The sequence below is a fragment of the Haloarcula sp. 1CSR25-25 genome, assembly GCF_032027985.1.
GTDB lineage: Archaea > Halobacteriota > Halobacteria > Halobacteriales > Haloarculaceae > Haloarcula.
Genome location: NZ_JAHYBW010000002.1, coordinates 1 through 19625, shown reverse-complemented (window position 1 = coordinate 19625; position 19625 = coordinate 1). Strand labels below are relative to the sequence as shown.

General features: G+C 51.8%; 13 protein-coding genes and 3 pseudogenes. 7 read left to right on the top strand and 9 right to left on the bottom strand.

What is annotated here, in order from left to right:
- Window positions 1-2 precede the first annotated feature (2 nt).
- Window positions 3-1310 (bottom strand): UDP-glucose 6-dehydrogenase AglM, encoded by a 1308-nt coding sequence (gene aglM, locus KZ498_RS05160; protein ID WP_312617406.1) that lies wholly within the window; start codon window positions 1308-1310, stop codon window positions 3-5.
- Between the two features lie 407 nt (window positions 1311-1717).
- On the opposite strand from aglM, the gene KZ498_RS05155 reads away from it, so the two are divergent.
- Both KZ498_RS05155 and KZ498_RS05150 read left to right on the top strand, forming a co-directional pair.
- Complete coding sequence (locus KZ498_RS05155) at window positions 1718-2092, top strand: hypothetical protein (RefSeq protein ID WP_312617405.1); 375 nt, start codon at window positions 1718-1720, stop codon at window positions 2090-2092.
- A gap of 522 nt (window positions 2093-2614) precedes the next feature.
- A pseudogene (locus tag KZ498_RS05150) lies at window positions 2615-2760 on the top strand (ISH3 family transposase); the annotation flags it as partial.
- Between the two features lie 1302 nt (window positions 2761-4062).
- On the opposite strand, the gene KZ498_RS05145 reads toward KZ498_RS05150, so the two are convergent.
- Window positions 4063-4698 carry an IS6 family transposase gene (locus tag KZ498_RS05145; protein WP_312617404.1) on the bottom strand — a complete coding sequence of 212 codons (636 nt, stop codon included), beginning with the start codon at window positions 4696-4698 and terminating at the stop codon, window positions 4063-4065.
- Window positions 4699-5380: 682 nt separating this feature from the next.
- Entirely contained in the window at window positions 5381-5503 is a 123-nt protein-coding gene (locus KZ498_RS05140) for a hypothetical protein (protein ID WP_312617403.1), read from the bottom strand.
- Window positions 5504-5783: 280 nt separating this feature from the next.
- Here KZ498_RS05140 and KZ498_RS05135 point away from each other — a divergent pair.
- Window positions 5784-6194 (top strand): annotated as a pseudogene (locus tag KZ498_RS05135) (sugar transferase).
- Window positions 6195-6268: 74 nt separating this feature from the next.
- Here KZ498_RS05135 and KZ498_RS05130 read toward each other — a convergent pair.
- From KZ498_RS05130 to KZ498_RS05110, 5 genes are all read right to left on the bottom strand, one after another.
- Complete coding sequence (locus KZ498_RS05130) at window positions 6269-7369, bottom strand: glycosyltransferase (RefSeq protein ID WP_312617401.1); 1101 nt, start codon at window positions 7367-7369, stop codon at window positions 6269-6271.
- Between the two features lie 99 nt (window positions 7370-7468).
- Window positions 7469-8641, bottom strand: a complete 1173-nt coding sequence (locus KZ498_RS05125; protein WP_312617398.1) for a glycosyltransferase — start codon at window positions 8639-8641, stop codon at window positions 7469-7471.
- Between the two features lie 8 nt (window positions 8642-8649).
- Window positions 8650-9783, bottom strand: coding sequence for a non-hydrolyzing UDP-N-acetylglucosamine 2-epimerase (gene wecB / locus KZ498_RS05120; protein WP_312617397.1), 1134 nt, complete (start codon window positions 9781-9783; stop codon window positions 8650-8652).
- 186 nt (window positions 9784-9969) lie between these two features.
- Window positions 9970-11175: a hypothetical protein gene (locus tag KZ498_RS05115; RefSeq protein WP_312617395.1), complete on the bottom strand. Its 1206-nt coding sequence runs from the start codon at window positions 11173-11175 to the stop codon at window positions 9970-9972.
- Window positions 11168-12163 (bottom strand): glycosyltransferase family 4 protein, encoded by a 996-nt coding sequence (locus tag KZ498_RS05110; protein ID WP_312617393.1) that lies wholly within the window; start codon window positions 12161-12163, stop codon window positions 11168-11170. The genes KZ498_RS05115 and KZ498_RS05110 overlap by 8 nt, the downstream gene beginning before the upstream one ends.
- Window positions 12164-12394: 231 nt before the next feature.
- Here KZ498_RS05110 and KZ498_RS05105 point away from each other — a divergent pair, with 231 nt between their 5' ends.
- The 4 genes from KZ498_RS05105 (at window position 12395) to KZ498_RS05090 (ending at window position 17819) form a co-directional block, all read left to right on the top strand.
- A complete protein-coding gene (locus KZ498_RS05105) occupies window positions 12395-13915 on the top strand; it encodes a flippase (protein WP_312617391.1) in 1521 nt (506 codons plus the stop codon).
- Window positions 13916-14053: 138 nt separating this feature from the next.
- Window positions 14054-15112 (top strand): glycosyltransferase, encoded by a 1059-nt coding sequence (locus tag KZ498_RS05100; protein WP_312617389.1) that lies wholly within the window; start codon window positions 14054-14056, stop codon window positions 15110-15112.
- Window positions 15113-15465: 353 nt separating this feature from the next.
- Entirely contained in the window at window positions 15466-16386 is a 921-nt protein-coding gene (locus tag KZ498_RS05095) for a hypothetical protein (protein ID WP_312617387.1), read from the top strand.
- Window positions 16387-16613: 227 nt separating this feature from the next.
- Window positions 16614-17819, top strand: coding sequence for a glycosyltransferase family 39 protein (locus tag KZ498_RS05090; protein ID WP_312617386.1), 1206 nt, complete (start codon window positions 16614-16616; stop codon window positions 17817-17819).
- A 1388-nt stretch (window positions 17820-19207) separates the two neighbouring features.
- Here KZ498_RS05090 and KZ498_RS05085 read toward each other — a convergent pair.
- Window positions 19208-19625: pseudogene (locus tag KZ498_RS05085) on the bottom strand (preprotein translocase subunit SecY); the annotation flags it as partial.

The following is a 19625-nucleotide window of genomic DNA, read 5'->3' as shown; positions in this document are numbered from 1 at the left end:
CACTACCAAGTCAGCCCTTCGTAGGTGATGCCGTCCCGGCGCTCGATGATGCGGCGACCGTCGACGACGACAGGGTCGGCCATCTCGTCGAACTCGGCGTCGAGCGCCGCGAACTCGTCCCAGTCGGTGACGACGACTGCGCCGGACGCACCCTCAAGAGCGCCTGCTGCCGAGTCGGCGTACTCGATGTCGGGATAGCGCTCGCGCATGTTCTCGGTCGCGACGGGGTCGTAGGCGACGATCTCTGCGCCGCGCGCCTGCAGCCCCTCGATGACCGGAACCGCTCGCGTGTTCCGGATGTCGTCCGTCCCGGGTTTGAACGCCAGTCCGAGCACGGCGACGCGTTTTCCGGACACGTCGACGTGGTCGTCGAGTAGGGAGAGGAGCCGCTCGGGCTGGGCGTCGTTCAGTTCCACGGCTGCAGAGAGAACCGCCGGGTCGTAGCCCAGTTCTCGTGCTGCAGCAATGATAGCGTCCGTGTCCTTCGGGAAACAAGAACCCCCCCACCCCACGCCGCTCCGGAGGAACTGCTCGCCGATTCGGTCGTCGAGCCCGATAGCGTCAGCGACCTCGTAGGCGTCGACGCCGAACTCCTTGCAGATGTTCCCGATGTCGTTGATGAGACTGACCTTGGTCGCGAGGAACGTGTTGTTGGCGTACTTTATCATCTCGGCCTCGGCGATACCGGTCTCGACGACCGGCACGTCGCCGTCGGCGGCCTCGCGAAGCGGTGCGTAGAGGTCACGGAGAAGCGCCGTCGCACGGTCGTCGTCCGTCCCGAAGACGAGCTTATCGGGGTTCAGGAAGTCCGCAACTGCGGTGCCCTCACGCTGGAACTCGGGGTTGGACGCGACGAGGAAGTCCGTCCCGCGTTCGAGGCCGGCGTCGGCGATACGTGGAGCGAGTCGGTCCTCGGTCGTGTTCGGGACGACAGTCGACTTCGTGACGACGAGGTGCGGGTCGTCGGCCGAACCCTCAGCGCCGGCCAGTGCCTCGCCGACGGATGCCGCACCGGCTTCCATGAACTGGAGGTCGATGCTCCCGTCGTCGTTCGAGGGCGTCGGGAGCGCCAGCATCGTCAGATCGGTGTCGAGGATCTCGTCGTAGTCGGTGCTTGCCCGGAGGCGACCGCCGCCGTGTTCGGCGACGAGTTCGTCGAGCCCGGGTTCGTGTATCGGCGACTCGCCGTCGTTGATGGCGCTGACGATGTCCTCGTCGATGTCTATCGTTACGACTTCGTGCCCGAGATCAGCGAGACAGGCCGCGACTGTCGTCCCGACATAGCCGCTCCCGACGATGCTAATATGCATTACCGAATTCTTGGCGGGCCCCTGTGATGATAATACGGGTTTTAATCCGAGAAGGGAACCCATTTTATCCTCCTCCGAGTTCAGTCGCACGTCCAACTCATCCATTCTGAACTCGGAGAGTTCCTCGGCTACTCGCCGCCACCGTTGTTAGAACGGCTAATCGAGGATGCGCAGAAAATCCATCAGCAACGACCGATACGATAAGAGACGCTTTATCATCGAACCATCGAGGACATCGTTCAGGAAGAGCACAAGCGGTTCTATCCCGACTCAGATTCGGTCGATATACGGACGTTTCGCTCCGGAGTCGCGGCACTGACGCGGGCGTTCTTGGATGCGTGGTCAGTGGCTCCGTGCTCTGGTACTGTGCCAAATGCTTTTGCGACGGCTAATAGTACGTGAGTGTCATGATAGATCTCCCGTGGAGCCGCGATAGCGACACCGACGCGGGCACTGACCCCTCGGCCGACCATCCGGATGCAGACGTCGTCTGTGAGTTCCAGGACAGCACCCTCGCAGTCTACGAGGACTACATCGCAATCACGCGTGTGGACCGCTCGAGTTTCAACAACCGAGAGATTCCAGTCGAGGAAATAACTGGTGTCAATTACGACGGTGGCATCACCATCGGCTACATCCAGATCGAGCAGGTCGACGTCCCGGTTGACAGCGGCGGCCTGCTGAGCGACCCGGTCAATCCGAACACGCTGCATTTTGACCGCGGTGGCCGAGCGTGTGCAAAAAAGGCTCGTGATGCGATTCTGGAGCGCGCGCGAGGGTAGCTCCGATTCGGTGTCGATTGCAGCGTAGATCTACTCCCTCTCATTGTACACCACAGTTTGGATTATCGCTGGATACGACTCTGGACAGCTTCATCCAGTCGCTCTATTTTTCGCCAGTGTATCTCTCCAACTACCATGGCTTTCCGAATGTCAAACAGACTGTAAATCACACTCGATGTGAGGGGGGGTGATTCATTGATCTCCGCCTGTTCACTCTTCGGTTCCGACAGGATGTCGGAACACTCGTTACTCACGGGAAGGTGGGGGTATGCATTCGTCTATCTATCACAGCGAAATCCTGAGTGACGGACTGTAATTTATAATATAATCGGCCTTATTGAAACCCTTCATCGTTGACATACGGGAGAGATGCTCTATTCGCCGTGGACGGCCAAAGTGGCTGAAACGAGCCGATATAGGAAACCGCAAGACGTGAAGAGGGCTTCAACAGAGCCATATAATCAGTACATCACAAAGCCGGTTAGTTGAGACGCCTGCTTGCTGAGATGTGTCCAAGCACCAGTGGCGAGGCCCCGCCGTGGCGGGCGTCGCCTCTGGCCATGTTTGAAGAGTTCATCAACATGCTGTGTCAAGCAGCATGGACGGCCTTCGCGGTGCGTCGGACCGTCTCCACTAATCGGCCACCTGACGACAGTTTCTACCGCTAATCACCGACCGAGCACGCCTCTTCGTGAGTGGCAACGCTGTCGCGTCGGCGGCTGATCGCCGCCGACAGCGACAGCTCCAACCTCACTCGACAGATATCATCTGCGAATGGTGGCTCCTCAGGCTAGAAATGCAGGCTCAGATCGGATCAACTGGCGACGCTTTTGAGGGACTGATAATTCGTCACAAGGAAAGTCAATAGCTGAATTCGATTAAGATCGAGAATCACCCAGCCATGATTGCGGCCTATCGATACTCCATCCCGTTCATAATCGACCTAACGACCTGAGACATAGACAGAGTCGATATCTGTCTCACTCAGTTCCGCACTTCTCATTCATAATCGGTTTCTTGTCCGCAAGGCCTTGGGAAGCTTGGATATGAAGTGCAGCTAGGACAGATGCCAATCTGAAAAATAGTCGAGAAACATCGTTGAGTTTCACCCGGTACTGAGAATTAGCCTACGTTTCTTATTGGGTGTCGCTCTATGTGGATACTATCCCTCGTAAAAACAAAAGACCGGAAACCAACAGATTTGCCCTGATTCATCCAGCTTCACGGTGTAAGACTCGTCGAATCCTAGAGTGAAAAACTCGGTTGAGATATGGACAGGATGAAGAGTCCTATCAGCGTGGCCTCATGCGATTTATGAGCAATTAAAGTGATACTGGGCATTTGCAAACAAACCAACTCACACTCGGCTATCGAGGAATGTATACGCTTCTGTGTCGTGCTCGGATCGGCTACTTGTAGCGTTCATAACTTCGGTAGGCATCTATTCGCCTCTGCCCAAAGACGAGTCCCTCAATAGGAGGCCATCAACTCTCTGAGATACCAGCGAACTAAGATTTTCATAATCGGTTTCCCTCTGGTGTTTTTGAGGTCACAAACCGTTACTGGAAGTCAACCCAGCGATATATATTTTGTACTGATACGCGTTCTCGACGCTATCTGACTAACCAGCTCCTATCTCTCTAGAAGTATCCCTGCTCAAAGTACCTAGCTGCACTCGATTCACTTTCATACACATTCTTGCGGACAACAGAACCGATCATGAACGGCAGCAGAGCTACTAACAGACGGGGAGATCAGAGTTGAATCAGTCTTAGGGTGTTGACTTAGGTATGAAATAGCTGATATCAATGGCTATATCTGAGATAATGAAATAGGGGCAAATGTGATACAGTCCCAGTGGTGATTCGCTGTGATTAACTCGGTCCAGTGAGGAAAGAGTACGTTTCGTGTGCTTTCCGCACGTTTCTATCCAACAGGACTCAATGACGGTGCTCTCAGCGAAGTAGTGTTTAGTTAGTAGCATTGAGCCATCGAGCGAAGCTCTGCAACCAATTTTCGGCGGTTTTCGGTTCGACATGACTGAAGCAGTTTGAAAACGACGAGGTTCGACGCTTCAGCTCTCGGAAAATCCGTTCGACGGCGTTCCGATTTCCGTGGCGACACATCTGAAAGCGGAGTCCAGCTCGTTGGAGTGCAATTTGGAGGTGTTGAGCGCCATCGACGAGAAAGACGGCAGTTTCGACATCGTGTTTTTGCCGAAGTTCGCGCAGGAAAAGTTCTGTGAGGGTGGTCGTAGTCGTCGCAAACAACCGGACGTGAAGCAGTTCGTTCGACTGCGGATCGGCGGCGGCATACAGCCAGAACTGCTGGTCGTTGATGCGAATCACTGTTTCGTCGAGCGCAACTTGATTCGGTGATTTACCGGATTCTGGCTGTAGATCGGCTTTCTGAACCCAATCGTGGACGGCCTTTCGACTGCGTTGGACACCCAGCGAGTCGAGTAATTCGACGGTATTCGACAGCGACAGCCCCGCAACGTGCGCTTGAATACCCAGCGCCATCGCTGGCTTGGGTGTCCGCTCGCGCTCCACAAAATCCAAATCAATCCACTCTCTATGTCCGCTGAGGCGGCCGATTTCTGCCATGAACCAGCAAGAAATCCGCCCGCCTCACTTTTCACGCTTAACTAAACACGACCCAGTATTTTTATATCGTAATCACAATCTATCCGGCGATGCAATCTGGATGGCGGTACCGACTGGCAACAATTTTCGGAGCTCCTGTAATCGTCGCGGCCACCGTAGTTATCGCAAACGCTTCACCCGTATAGATACTCGTTACAACCGTCTCACCACTCGATAATCTCCAGCCAGCGACGTACTCAGGCAGTGCTCTACTGGACCAGGTTGCAATGACGGTAGTGATCTCACCACCATCATGCTGTGCCCGCTATTTAAACCCCGACGGCGGCGGATTCTCGATACGATATCGCTGACCGATAAGTGAGTGTTCCTCACCGCGGCCGTGCTGGCGATGCTGGGGTATTTCAACTGGTCGTCATGGCTACCTCGGACAACCCTTATTGCAACCATTGTCGCACTCTCAGTCGCCTTGCAGCTATGGTTCATCACGATTCGACAACGGCCGCATGTCTCCTCGGGGGCGATTATTGTGGGCGACGGCATCGAGATCATGCAGACCCTTCACGAGAGCGCTGCGGTGCCAATTCTTGGACTTGTCGCCCCAGCTAACGTCCAGCGCAGGACTTCGAACTGCCGTATCGCCGACGGCGGTGTCACCATCGAGAACCTGGAGCAACTCCCACGTCTAGGCGGGTTCTTTCCGCTTGGCGAAGGGCTCGTGGAACACGATATAGACACCGTCCTGCTGGCCTTCGAACACCCCGACTGCAAGGAGTTCTTCGGCACGCTGTCGGCGTATTTCGAACATGGCGTCCAAGCGAAGGTCCACCGCGAGCACGCCGACAGTGTCTTTATCTCGGAATCGGAGAGTTTGGAACTCGTGGATACGCATCTGGAGCCGTGGGCAGGATTATGTCGTCAAACGTGCTTTCGACATCATCTTCTCCGGGCTGGCGCTGCTGTGTCTATCGCCGTTCATACTACTCATCTCAGCCGTCATAAAGCTGGACTCGACCGGACCAGTGCTGTGCAATTAAACCCGAACCGCTGCCTTCGGCGAGCGGTTTACCATCTACAAATTCCAGACAATGATGATCGGCCAGGAGACGACCATGCCCACCGACGAGGACAACGATCGAATCACGCGCGTCGGTCGGTACCTCCGCCAAACACATCTGAACGAGATACCGCAGTTGTGGTCGATACTCGTCGGCGATATGAGCGTCGTCGGCCCACGTGCCGCCTGGACTGACGAGGAAGAATACCTCGAAGCCGAGACGAACGAGTGACGCAAGCTATGGTTCGTCAAACCCTGCCTGACTGGACTGGCCCAAATCAACGGGGTGACCAGTGAGATTCCCAGAACGAAACTCCGCTACGACATCAAGGACATCCGGGAACAGTCGTTCTGGTTCGATCTGAAAATTGTTGTTCGGCAGTTGTACGGGGTATTTATGTATGCGAGTTTACTACTACGGAAGAGGTGGCCTTCGAAGTAAATTAGCGCCCGTTAGCGTAGTGAGATTCAATCACCCTACCGTGCTGTTCAGTGCTTTCGAAGGGGTCCCGGCGGTCACTGCGATGTGAGATGGTGATAAATCGGGAGCAGATCGTTCTCGACAGTGTACCCGTAATCATATCGTTCCACCCTTTTTCGTAAGTCAGCCGCCGAAAACTGGCTGTATTTCCGGGATAGTTCACCGAGGCCGTCCCCGTATGCTAATGCACTTCCGTCCGTTAGAATGCCGACAGTCTCGTCGACGAACTGCTCGTTCCCCTCGGTGTTCGTTGCGACTACCGGAAGGCCTGCAGCAAGATATTCGACCGTCTTGATTGGTGGCTGGTGTCGATACTGTGGTTTGTCTGCGACGTAAGCGAGTCCGATATCGGCAGCCACGAGCCACCGTGGTATTTCCTCGTGGGGCACAGAACCGACGAACTCGATGTGATCGGCGACACCGCAGTCGGCGGCATACTGCTCCAAATCGAGTCTGGCGTCACCATCACCGATGATGAGACAGTCGAGTTGCGGTGTCTCTTTTTTCGCGGTTGCAACTGCTTCGATTAGTGTTTCCAGTTCTCGCGACGGGTGTAGATGACCGACGTACACAGCCGTGACACTGTCGCTGTCCTGCTCCACCGGTGTGACCGTAGTCGGGTCGAACTTAGCCAGATCGACTCCCAGTGGCACGATAGACACACCGGGGTCGGGGCCGAAGATGTGTCTTGCAACTGGCTCGGAGACGGTTATCACTTCGTCGACAAGCCGCCGCTGGAGTTTGAGTCCTATTCGACTGACCAGTTCGAACACCCAGTTGCTGACGGCGGTTCCACGGATATCGGCAACCACTGGAATCCCCTGTGTCGTCGTGAGTACGGCACCGAGGGCAGGGAAGGCGTGAAGATGGACGATGTCAATTCCCTGGGCATCGTTTAGTTCGGACACGAGCCGGTTCGCTTTGATTCCAAAGCGAGTCGGATCCAGTGATTTCGCGGTGGAAGTGTCAGAGACCAGTCGATGAACTGTTGCTCCGTTCCACATGACCGTCTCACGCTCGTCAGCGGCTGCAATAACGGTCACTTCGACATGTTTGGCCAGATGACGAACCGTTTCCTGAATTGCTGTTGAAAATGTGTTCGGGAAAGGAGTGTGGAAAATCAGGCAGACGTGCACAGATGGACTACGATGTGATTATATAAATTACGACTGGTACGGTCGCTACGGTGCCACTCCGAAACTGTTCAGCAAACATCAAAATGAAGACATGATCTGTCAGAGCACGTCATATTTTTCAAGATTAGATGCAAATTCGGTGGCTATAACGTCCCAGTTGTACACGTTTGCTACTGATTCTTTCGCAGTGAGCGTATGCTTGACGGCGTTATCATACTCACGGACGATATTTTGGATAGTGCCCGCAAGTGCATCGGGTGTATCTGCATAATAGAGATATCCCGAATCAATATGCTGGACTTCTCTGATAGAGGTACTAACCACTGGCCGGCCCATCGACAGATACTCGAAGAGTTTGAGTGGGACAGCGGAATGCGCAACTGGGACCCGTTTGAACGTATTGAGACAGATATCCATCTGGTCGATATACGATGGGATATCCTCGCTATCAACGAGACCGGGCAACTCAACGTTATCGATACCCCATTTTTCAACGAGTCGTTCAACGCGGTCAAACTCCCGACCGTCCCCGACAAGGAGGAAACGATACTCTGGCAGGCGGTTTGCCGCCTGTAATATCATGTCGAAGTCGATGAAATACTCGAAAGAACCGACAAATCCAACGGTAACTGGGTCGTGGAGTGTCGGTCTATCGACTCCGTCTGTGACCGGGAATATCTGATCGTCTACGCCATTTGGCAGTATTTCACAGGGAGTCGACGGCGCAAGCCGCTGGACCGTCTGCTGCAGTTCGTTGGAGATAGAGAACACGAGGTCAGCGTTGCGGAGAATATGAGCGAAAAAGAAGTGTTCGACACGCTTGGCGGCCGGATTGTCGAGTAGCTGGAGTTCACTGTTGAGCATCGCCACGTAATCGTCAACATAGTCGAATATCACGGGGACATCTGCAGTGACAGCTAGCCTGTAGTGTGGAAGATTGTACAACCACAGCGCGTCGATATTCTGGGCTTCGATAAGATCCTGCACCTGAGAATGAGTCCCGAAGCCGTGGTAGCCTTTTTGAAGAACTTTGTTCATCCACCGGCTGTTCCAGAGCCAATCGCTCAGGTCCGCATCGTGAAGGATGAGGCCGTCCGGTGTCTCGACGTCTCGCTCGCGAAAGAGAACCTCGTCGGATTCAGTTACGGGGGTTTGCAGTACGTGGATTTCGAAGCCTTGGGTTACGAGACGCTCTGCAATCTGATGGAAGCGGGACTTTCGAAACTGGTTCCATCGGCCCAAGTAGGGAAGCAGTAGACGTTTTGAGGACATTGGACGGTTTACTGGGAATCGTCGAGTACAGTGTCGATAATCTGTTCCGCCGCAGTTCCATCACCGAAGGGGTTCTCCCACTCATGGGGCCCCTGTCGCATCTCCCTCGTGCGAGTCAGAACCTGGTCGGGATCGGTCCCAGCTACAACGTTCGCTCCGACAGAGACTGTTTCGGGCCGTTCAGTGTTCTCCCGAAGGGTCACACAGGGGACGCCGAGAATACACGATTCCTCTTGGATGCCGCCGCTGTCAGTGAGAACGACTTCAGCCTCAGCCATGAGATGGAGGAAATCGAGGTATCCGAGCGGGTCGGTCAGAATGAGTTCCTCGATAGCGTCGATCTCCTCACGCAGTCCGAACTGTTCGAGTCGTTTTTCAGTTCTGGGATGAATCGGATAGACTACCGATCTATCGAGTTCCGTCGTCGTGCGCTCAATGATTTCGATGAGGTCCGTGAGAACTTTCCGGTCATCCACATTCTCCTCACGGTGAGCGGTGAACACGATATACTCCCCTTCGGCGAGGCCCCTATCCTCAAGTACTGTGCTCGAATTGCGGGCGATACTTATGTTCCGTTGCACTGCATCGACGATCGTGTTTCCGGAGACAACGACTTCGCCTTTCACGTTGTCCGCTTCCGCGTTCTTTCGAGTCCCTTCAGTCGGGGCAAACAGATAATCAGAGATGTGGTCAATCATCACCCGGTTGTGTTCTTCGGGCATTCGCCAATCGTCACTTCGAAGACCTGCTTCCACATGACCGAGTGTCAGTCGGAGCTTTCGCGCCGCGAGCGCGCCGGCAAGGTTGAAGTTAGCATCACCACAGACCAGTACGTTTTCCGGCCGCTCTTCGAGCAGGATCTTCTCGATGCCTTCGAGCATCGCCGCGGTCTGTTCCCCGTGGAACTCTTTGTTTTTTACCTCACTGAGCCTGTGTTTGGGTTTGTCCAGACCGAGATCGTCGAACATCTTCCCGTCCAGCTCGTACGAGTAGTGCTGACCGGCGTGGATGGTGAAGCTGTCTACATCCCTGGATTCGAGTTCGCCTATCAACGGACTCATTTTGATGATACCTGGCCGAGTGCCGACGACGACGCATGTTTTAGAAGGAATCGGGTCGTTCACAATCTTAGAGTCAGCCATATAGACGGCCTAAGCAAGAACCCAATTTAAACCTACTCACCTAGATGGAACAGACAAAAATACAAATTGGACTCTATATACACGATTTCAAAATATTAGGTTGATATTGTACTGAAATTAAGTAGTATTAGATTAGTGTATATCCGGTAGTGCCAGTGGATTATTCGGTAGAACGCCTAATATTCGTCAGCCACGGTTATTAGACAGATAAATCACACGTATCCTGGGTAGCACCAGACTGGCAAAAAGAAGTAAAACCGGCATCGAGAGCAGTCGGCGCCGCGTCACCGCACCCTTCGTAGAGACCACGAGTGCGTAGCCGACGATCGACAGAGTTGCAAATGCCAGCAGCAGTATATGTTCACTGGACAGTTCTGACCAGTACCTGCTGATACCGATAATAGCAAGTGGAACAACAACGAGTAAAAAGAGGGCATCGAGAGTAGCAAAGGTCAGACTGTAGTTTTGAGGATACCATGGGAACGGTTGGAACAAGAAATGGAAGATACGCACGGGTAAATAGAGGACTACATCGAACCAAGAATTGTAAGATAAGTTAGCTAGGTACGAGTAGGAGTATTGAGCTAGGTTTTGTCGTTTGGTCTCCAGAAAGTCAACGCGGAACGGATTATAGTATCCGGAAACGTCGGCTACAAGAAGCAGCGCGACTGAACAGCAGGTTGTCACCGCGAGCAGAGCGGACTTCTTTAACCGGCTCACTTCACTAAACAAATCGAAACCCAGCGTCAGGCTCCCGGCGACGAGCATAATCGGGAGTGTCTCGGGACGGAATACTGCCAATGCGCCGAAAGAAAGGGTTCCCACGAATAAACTACTGAATCGCTTCGTCCGGAACCACCGGGACAGATGTAGGAGTGTGAGCACCAACAGCAGCGACATCACAGCCTCTCGGAGGAAGCTGGCCGCATAGATTAGTCCGGCGGGATATGCAACGAGGAGCGCACCGAAGACCTCGGAGCGGACGTCGAACGCCTCTCGGTTGAGGCGGAGCCAGTAACAGACAGCAAGGCCCCAGAGAGCGGTATTCAGGAGGATAGCAAGAAACGGTGACCGTCCAGCGACAGTGTACAGAACCGCAACTATTGACGCATAGGCCTGTGTCCGGAGGTTGTGATATGTCGACGGAAGAAGCTCACCGCGCCTCCAAGCGAGGCTCGTGTCCCACACAAGCTGATCGTAGAACTGTGCGTCTGAAAATACGGGCAGCACACCGAGCTTGAGATTGACGGTCGCAATCAGCAACGGGAGAAAGAACGCAGCTAGAGGCCAAAATACCGATACATCGAATGATCTAGCACGGGCGGTAATGAGAGTCGTGAATATTCCGACAGTGCAGAGAGCGACGGTAAGTACTATTAGGGGGTCACTCATTAGATGGTAAGAGGGAGGTATAGATATTGTCGTACTTATTGGCTATTTCCGACCATGCGTACTTCTGTACTGTCTCTCTTGGAGAGAAGGCGTTATAGCTATTGATGACTCGTCGTATCGCATCTTCCCACTCTGATGAGTCGGTGGATTCACAGAGAACGCCGTTCCGATCTGTAATGAGGTGTGAAAGATTACCATGATTGAGACCGATAACCGGCGTACCAGCAGCCATCGCTTCTATCACGACCATCCCGAACCCTTCGCGTTCGAACGGACAAAGAATACACTGAGAGCTTGCGTAAAGGTCCGCTAGCTCGTCGTACGAGAGGTAGTCAAGGAATTCAACATTCTCCGGAACGGGACCGGCTATATCCGACGCGTCCCCCCCACGCATCTTTACTGTGTATTCCGGTATTTCCCGCGCTATCTGCACAGGAAGTTCCGGGTGCTTTCGCTCGATGAAGCGGCCGATAAATAGCAAGCTCCGCTGTTCGGTCGGCGCCCGATCCGGGGTGAAATGGTCTAAATCGACGCCGTTGGGAACAACGGACACATTGTTGCAGTCGAGTTCCGACTCCGCCCACTCGCGAACGTACGGACTGACCGCCGTCAACGCGTCTGCTTTTTTCGAGAGCGATTTTTGTCTGGTTATAACAGCCGAATCCTGCGGTGTGGAGTGGAGTGTATGGACGATTTTGGCGCCACGCAGCTGGGACAATTTTGCGAGTCTGTGTCGAGGACTCGGGCCGATGTGAACGAGATCGTATCGGTCGCCGTACGCCCGGACATATGAAACCGACTTCTTGAGCCTGTTTGCGTCTATTCGGATTCGTTTGGTGTGGATAGTTTCGACAGGACTTTCGACTCCATCTCGAAACCCGACGATTCGATACCTGTCAGAGAGCGCAGTAGCCAACTCCCGATGGATGGTGTGGATTGGATTCCAAAGGTCAAGATGGTGGGGGTAGAGTAACGCCGGGGCCGACATCTGATAGACGAACACTTCGAAGGATTATATCGATACCGGTTATATAATATTGCTGTGGAAACAGAACATATATAAAAGACCACTCATGATTGATCGAATCTACTGCTGTGAGGCCTCAAAAACGAAGGTATTGCCGCTGACGGCGCCGGTGTTAAGTGTCAGTAGGATGATGAGTGGCGAGACCCATTATGAGCGACACAGCATAATAAAGAGACGCACTCACCCGAGGAAATGAAACGCGCATTCTCCGCGATTTTCAAAAGTTCAATACTCGTATTTTTTGGTCTGTCAGTCAAATACCTGCTAGGCTTTGCCAGCCAAGTCGCAATCTCGCGGTATCTTGGGCCCGAAGACTTCGGGAGCATTGCCGCATCTCTGACACTTGTGCTATTTATTACATCCCTGCTTCGGATGGGGTTAGACAATGGTATAGCGCGTTTTATTCCCCGCTACGACGACACTGCTGACCGTTCGAAGGTAATTTGGACTGGCATCATCATCGGAATGCCACTTTCCGCTATCGTGAGCGTGGTACTCTTTGGGGCGTCACAGACGATCGCCACGACATTCCTCCAGGACGAAGCGGCTGCGAAAACAATTGCAGTGTTCTCTTTTCTTGTCATTCCGTTTATTATCGTTCAGTTGTCTGTGGCAGCAGCCAGGGGAATGAACCAGACGATTCCGAAAATCCTGATGGATGATGTACTGTACCCAGCGTCCAAACTGTGTGGGTTCCTCACTCTCATATACATCGGCGGTTCCATGGTGGACTTTTCGTACGTATATGTGGCAGGCTATCTCCTCTCGTCGATTGTGGGTATCTACTATCTCAGCAAATATCTGAATCGGATTGAAATAGATACTGCGATCTCAAAAAAAGTACTCACGTTCTCAATACCAATCGCACTGTCCGGAGTGACGTATAAAATATTGACTGATATTGATACAATTTTGCTTTCATATTACTCAACCACGAGTGGACCAGTTGGGATTTACAATGTGGTGTATCCACTCGCATCGCTGTTACTAATTATTCCACAATCGACTGGTTACCTCGCAATGCCGACGCTTTCGAAATTAGATTCAAATGAGGAGAAACAAGAGTTTCAACAGATTTACCGGCTGATAGTGAAGTGGACTGCAATAGTGGCAATCCCGGTTGTATCTGTATTTATACTTTTTTCTGAGCCAATTATTGCGGTCATCTATGGCATGGAGTATACCGCGGGGTCACTGACACTAGTAATTCTGACACTAGGCTTTTTTACACATATTATCACTGGCCCGAACGGGGATTCACTTGAGGCGCTCGGCTACTCGCAGTTCCTTTTTTTAAGTGGTGTGCTGGTCGCAGTCTTGAACATCTTTCTGAATGTCCTCCTGATTCCGAGCTATTCGACCGAGGGAGCGGCGGTTGCAACAAGCTTGAGTTATGCGTTCCGGAACATTCTGATAGGGACGCAAATCTATCGCAAATCTGGAATACTGTCGATACCACGGAACATAACCGCCGTCGTCTCCTACAGCGGTATCTGTTTAGGAGTTCTGTTTTGGTTTAGTAGGCATGTCGTTAGGCTGTCCGACACAGTCGTTACGATACCAGTTCTCTTCGCAGTTACACTCGGCTACCTGTTCACTGTTGGAAAGACTGCAATCGGAAGTTACGAGCGTGAACTCGTTCAACAAGCGTTGGAAAAATACAACTTGGACATCCCTGCCATAGGTCAGTGGCTGAGTAACCGAGACGAATAAGTCAAATACCGACAGTTCGACTGTAATAATATGTCAGGCCCTGCTATTCTGATTCTTGAAGACGTGTCTGGACCATCCTCGCGAGCTCAATTCCAATTTGTCGACTACGTCTGTTCGAATCATAAGACTCTCTTGATCGTGCGTTCGGAACCCGACCAAATTCCACAGGCCCTATCGGACAAAGCCAGCCAGATTTACTCACCACCAGGTAGCGGTGGCGTCCGACGCCTACTGTTCCCGCTGTTCGTATTCTTAGCATCCGTAGTCATCGGCAGGAAGGCCGAGACGATATATACGCTACAGGGTGCCGAAGCGGTTGTGCCATCGATACTATTGAAACTTGTACTGGGGACCAAGTGGATATTGCTGGCACCTGATGTACCAGAGGGTAGGTACAGCGTCGTCAAGAACCACGTAGGTGGGGAAAAATACAGCATTCGAGGTGCTTATCATCGTCTCCGGTTTGAGATTGAACTGTTCGCAGGGGAACACGCAGACGTCAGGGTATATTCGGATTTGAGTGGGTACGTAGACTTCGATAAACCAAAGAACATCCTTCTCAAGGGTGGTGTTGATTGTAACGGTGTTGAGGAAAAAAATGAATGTTCAGCCGACAATAACGACCCTGTTCGTATCATATACGTTGGGAGTATGTATTATCATAGAGGCATCGATATCGTTCTGGACGCGATGCAGCAGGTCAATCATGAAGTGGAACTATCGCTCGTTGGACCAACGCCTGATGCCGCGGCAAGACCGGAGAATTTCAACGAATCGCTCGATAAACCGTTCGTTCAGATGGTGGATGAATCTCAACGTGTTGAGTATCTTGGCGAACTAAGCCACGAAGACGTATTTCGGGAGCTACACAGAGCGGATATCGGTCTCTGTCTGTTACCGTACAAGCGAGGTTTGAACAACTTCAAGTACGCGTACCCAATCAAGATATTCGAGTATATGTTGACGTACAACGCCGTTATCGCGACGGAAACCGTACCAACGTCGGATTTATTGGATGAATCGCAACTGCTTACAGAAAATAGCCCAGCACTGTTGGCGGAGCGTATTGACGACATTAGTGGCTCTGAGACGACGATTCAACGGCTGAAGTCGGATAATTTCACACGGGTACAAGACCACTGTTGGGACGCCCTAAAATCAGATTTAGATCAAGAACTGTCCGAATTACTCACATAGTCCGGAGTATAGACACAGAATCAGGCCCTTGGTCGCACACCCAGCTTATTTTCCACGAACTCGGCGATTTCCTTGGCTACTCTTCACCACCGCTGTTGGAACGGCTGATCGAAGACGCACAAAGGACCCACCAGTAACGACCGTCTTATAGGAGACGCTCGCTACCGCCACGCAACCAAGGTTTGAGTTTCAGCCAAAAGATAATGTTGAGGCGTTAATGGGTTTATTTTTTTACAGGTGGAAGAGATAAATATACAGCGACCGAATCCAAATGTATGGCTGCGTAACATCCGCTGGTCAAGTCATCGCAGTACATGGGTTAGTTATAATTGGGGTGAGATTGTAAACTCGCTATGACTCTGAGGAATTTGTTTTTCCGCACCCTTTCCGCATATCACCGTGAAGGGATAAAATATCTTGGCGAAGCTATGGTCCGGAAAGCCCGGTATGGGTATAGACGTTGGATGGGAACATACCGTGGACAATCCGTCTATGAGGACGATTGGGATGCGCTACTTCTGTTAGATGCGTGTCGCCCTGACGCGCTTCGCGCGGTAGCGTCCGAATACAATTTCATCCCTGAAGATGTACCAGTGCACTATTCTGTCGGAAGTTCTTCCGCCAGTTGGATGAGGCGGACATTCACCGACCGATACCAAGACGAAATCAAGAATACAAATTATGTAACCGCGAATCCCAACTCCGATAGGTTACTGACTGGTTCCGAATTCGGACAGTTCGTCGAAGTGTGGAAAACAGAGTACAACGAGGATGCGGGGACAACATTGGCGCGGTCAGTGACCAACCACGCTATCAATGTCCACCGGCAAGATCCTAATGCACGGCTGATGGCTCATTACATGCAACCTCACTTTCCGAGCGTTCCAAACCCGCTCGGATTCGGGATTCGAGACGGAGGTTCCGATGATGCCGAGTGGATTTGGGAACAGGGTAAACCAAATGACCACTCCTGGGAGGAAATTTGGGATGCATACGTTGAAAATCTTCGATATGTTCTTGACGACATTGAAGTGTTACTGAATAATATCGATGCCGAAAAAGTAGTTATTTCAGCAGACCACGCGAATGCCTTCGGAGAAAAGGATATCTGGGGACATCCAGAACTACCGATGAAAATCCTCCGCGAAGTGCCGTGGGTCCGAACAACTGCGACGGACACTGGTTCGTATACTCCCGAAATTGAGACGAATCGCACCGAGATAGTTTCGGTAAATGAACAATTACACGCTCTTGGATACACTGATCAAAAGTGAGCCACAAAATATATTTTGACGAAAAATCAAATGGTAAACAAAGTGGATTAAGACAATTCGAATGAGCAACGGTTTTAGCGGTTATTAATACAGAAGGTTACTCATCCTAAGTTCCGTTCAGTAAGTAATCCAGAAACAAGTCATTACTGCTGTGCCTATTTAATATTGTCCAGAAAGGTAGAGAGTAGACAGTTTTATATCAATAGCGAATAGGTCCAAATATAGATATGGTCTCGTCAACTATCGGAGATCACCTAAGGAATCTAATTCCGGATTCCTATACTCAAATTGACGATTGTTTGACGTCACTTTCTATATTTTCTATCGCCTTCGCGCTCAGAGTTTTTCACTGGTTTCATGCTGGATACCCACACCCTAGAACGCCACCAGATACAGGTACCTATATTGAAACTTGCAGCCTACTCTTCTCAGACCCAATCAGAATTATCACCTTCACAAAAGGGCCCTCATATATAGGTTTTACGGTGCCTTTTTGCTCTGTCTACAGTATTTCTGGCCAGAATCTCCAATTGTGGGTCTTTTTCCAAGTAATGCTTTCTGCTGCTGCCTGTCTCTTAGTTTACTATACTGCGGCACAGCATCTAAATAAGACGGCTGGCATAGTGGCAGGGCTAGCTCTGGCAATCTCATACGACGCGTTTCGGTGGGATATCGCAATACTAACCGAAACGGTCTCAATTTTCGCAATGGCGTTGGCACTTTATTCGTACACTATATTTCATGCTAACCCAACCCAACAAAGGAAGTTGGCTGTCTTTGGAGTTTTTGCCTGGCTTGCAATTCTTCGACCTCATGGTGTCCCGATCGTTGTGGCATGGGTCGTTAGCGATATGATCGTCCGAGAAAGAAGAGGCGGAATAGCCTTGTTTAGTTCGTGGAAGATTGTCTTTGTACTCGTAAGCTTGTTGGCGGTTATCCCGATGAATGCCATGCTTCGAGGTGGAAACAAATCAGGTAGTATCTCCGGAGCGTGGAATAATGGCTGGATAATTTATAATGGATATAAGAAGTTCATTATTTCAGAATACAAACACGGTGCTGTCACCGGTACTGATCCAATAGTTTTCATTACTAATCTTCCAGACTTATTGGTCTTATTCATCCTTCGCGGGGTTGCATTCTTTAATCCCGTAATTAACTTTGCTTACTCCGGTCCGGGATGGAAGTACTTGCATAATATTAGTCTATTTATTGTCATCCCACTGACTCTACTGGGCCTAAGTAAACTTATCAAGCAGCGTGATATAAATTTGTTACAACTATGGACGATACCAATGCTGTCTATTTTAGGTATTGTTGTGCTAACTTTTTTAAGCCAATCTTTTCGGTATCGTGCCGTGGCCACCCCAGTTTTCGCACTACTGGTTGGGTATACTGTTTCGTCGTGGTGGAGCGATAGATGTGACCTCTGAGCCGACGCCACTACGGCACAGAACAGTCCGGTCGTTATCAGCGACTACCCGACGCTCATGTTCGAGTGGGGAGTCCACAAAACCGACAATGGTTCAGTGTTCAGAGACGAAGGGATTTATTATGGCTCGACAGTCGGACTTGACCTGTAGGAGACACGCACGGTGGGTGCGATGTTGGATCGAGTCATCGAACCCATCGTTTGAGCGTGGTTGGATTTGGGATTGGTATCGATCACGGAAGACATCACCGCAGTGCTCTTAAATTCCTGAATGAAAAATACTTGTATACTGCTGGAACCTCAGGAACCACCCGGGGACAGACAGGAGACCACGAGAGCAGTTGCTCGCGGCGGCACAGACGGCTGACCGCTGCGGAGCCGAGCGCCCGTCTGTCCTATTCGAAATTTGATAGTCGTCCACGTTGGCGGGGTCATCAGACTGTCGGTAGTTCCCATCAGTCCTGATTGCTGACTCAGTTTCTGGAGGAAGAGGAGAGAAATCAGATCGACCGGGCCACTCAGTCGAACGGAAACGGTGGTCTCAGTCGGTGAGAACGCTGTCACCTTGGACGAGAAGCGAAGTCGCCGTCATTCACGATATTGCTGCTATAGTAACAATTGAAACGATTTACACACCGACCGCACTGCAGTCGTGCGGTCGAGTGTGCATTGATTTTCAATGGCTACTATAGAAGCGGGCGATCTCAACCCGCGTCCAGCTGGCTGTAGGATGCCGGGATTCCGGTACGGTCGGTCGGTGTTTCCAATTTCCGACGTAGCGTCTCGTCAAGCGCATGATCAACCCATTCGCGGAATACCTCGAAGCGGAACATGATAGGCAGTGCTCGCCCGCCGCACCGCGGCGGGGCGAGCACGGCCAACCGGAGAAATCTCATAGACACCCATCCAGACGTTTCCTGAGAACCTAACCCTATTAGTTGTGACTATCTCTTTTTCCAATGGGAACTACCGACGGTGGTGCGATACCGCCTTTTTGATATTTTAGGTTGACTGTTCAAGTACTGCCCGTGATTTTTGTCCCGATCTCCCATAGTAGCTGTTGGCTCAAAAGGGGAGATTGCGAATGATTCAATACGAGCTCAGCCGTGTTCGGTGAAAATAAAATCGCCCTTGTACTCATGCAGGGCAATTGCGACGTGGCTCACACTGACCATCTCTTGACAGGAGAAAATTGAAGCCGGGGCAGTCGCTCAAGAGACGTAGCGGATCTAAAGAAGTGTGGCTCTGTTGAAAACCTTCAGCGTGGACGTTAGGGAGAGCCACTCTTCCCACCGTATTTCACGGATCCCATGCAACACTAGCTTCTAAGCAAACCGCCAGACGGCAAGAGGGTTTCAATAGAGCCAGAAGTGTAGATATTCGGGCGTTCTATCCGAACATCTGGCGCATCATCGGATGCATCTCCATGAGCTGCTCTTCGGCGATCTCCTCGTACAGCTTGTACGTGATGGAGACCGTCAGCAGCAGCCCGGTACCGGAGACGCCACCGATGGTGCCCAGCATGTTGGCCATAACAGCCAGAAGACCAACGAGCGCACCACCGATGACAGTCACTTGCGGAATTACCGCTCAAGGACTTTCTCGATGACGCCGACGTTCTGCCGGAAGCCGGGGATCTGCATCCCGGAGTTGTGGATCTGCTTGGCCGTCGCTTCCGGCCCCATGTCGGTGGTCTCGACCCAGAACACGGCGAAGACTGCGCCGCCGACCAGCATGACGAACAGGTCGATTCCGACGCGGGTCAGGATCTGCCAGACCGGCTGGGCCGTCCCTTCGAGCCACCACA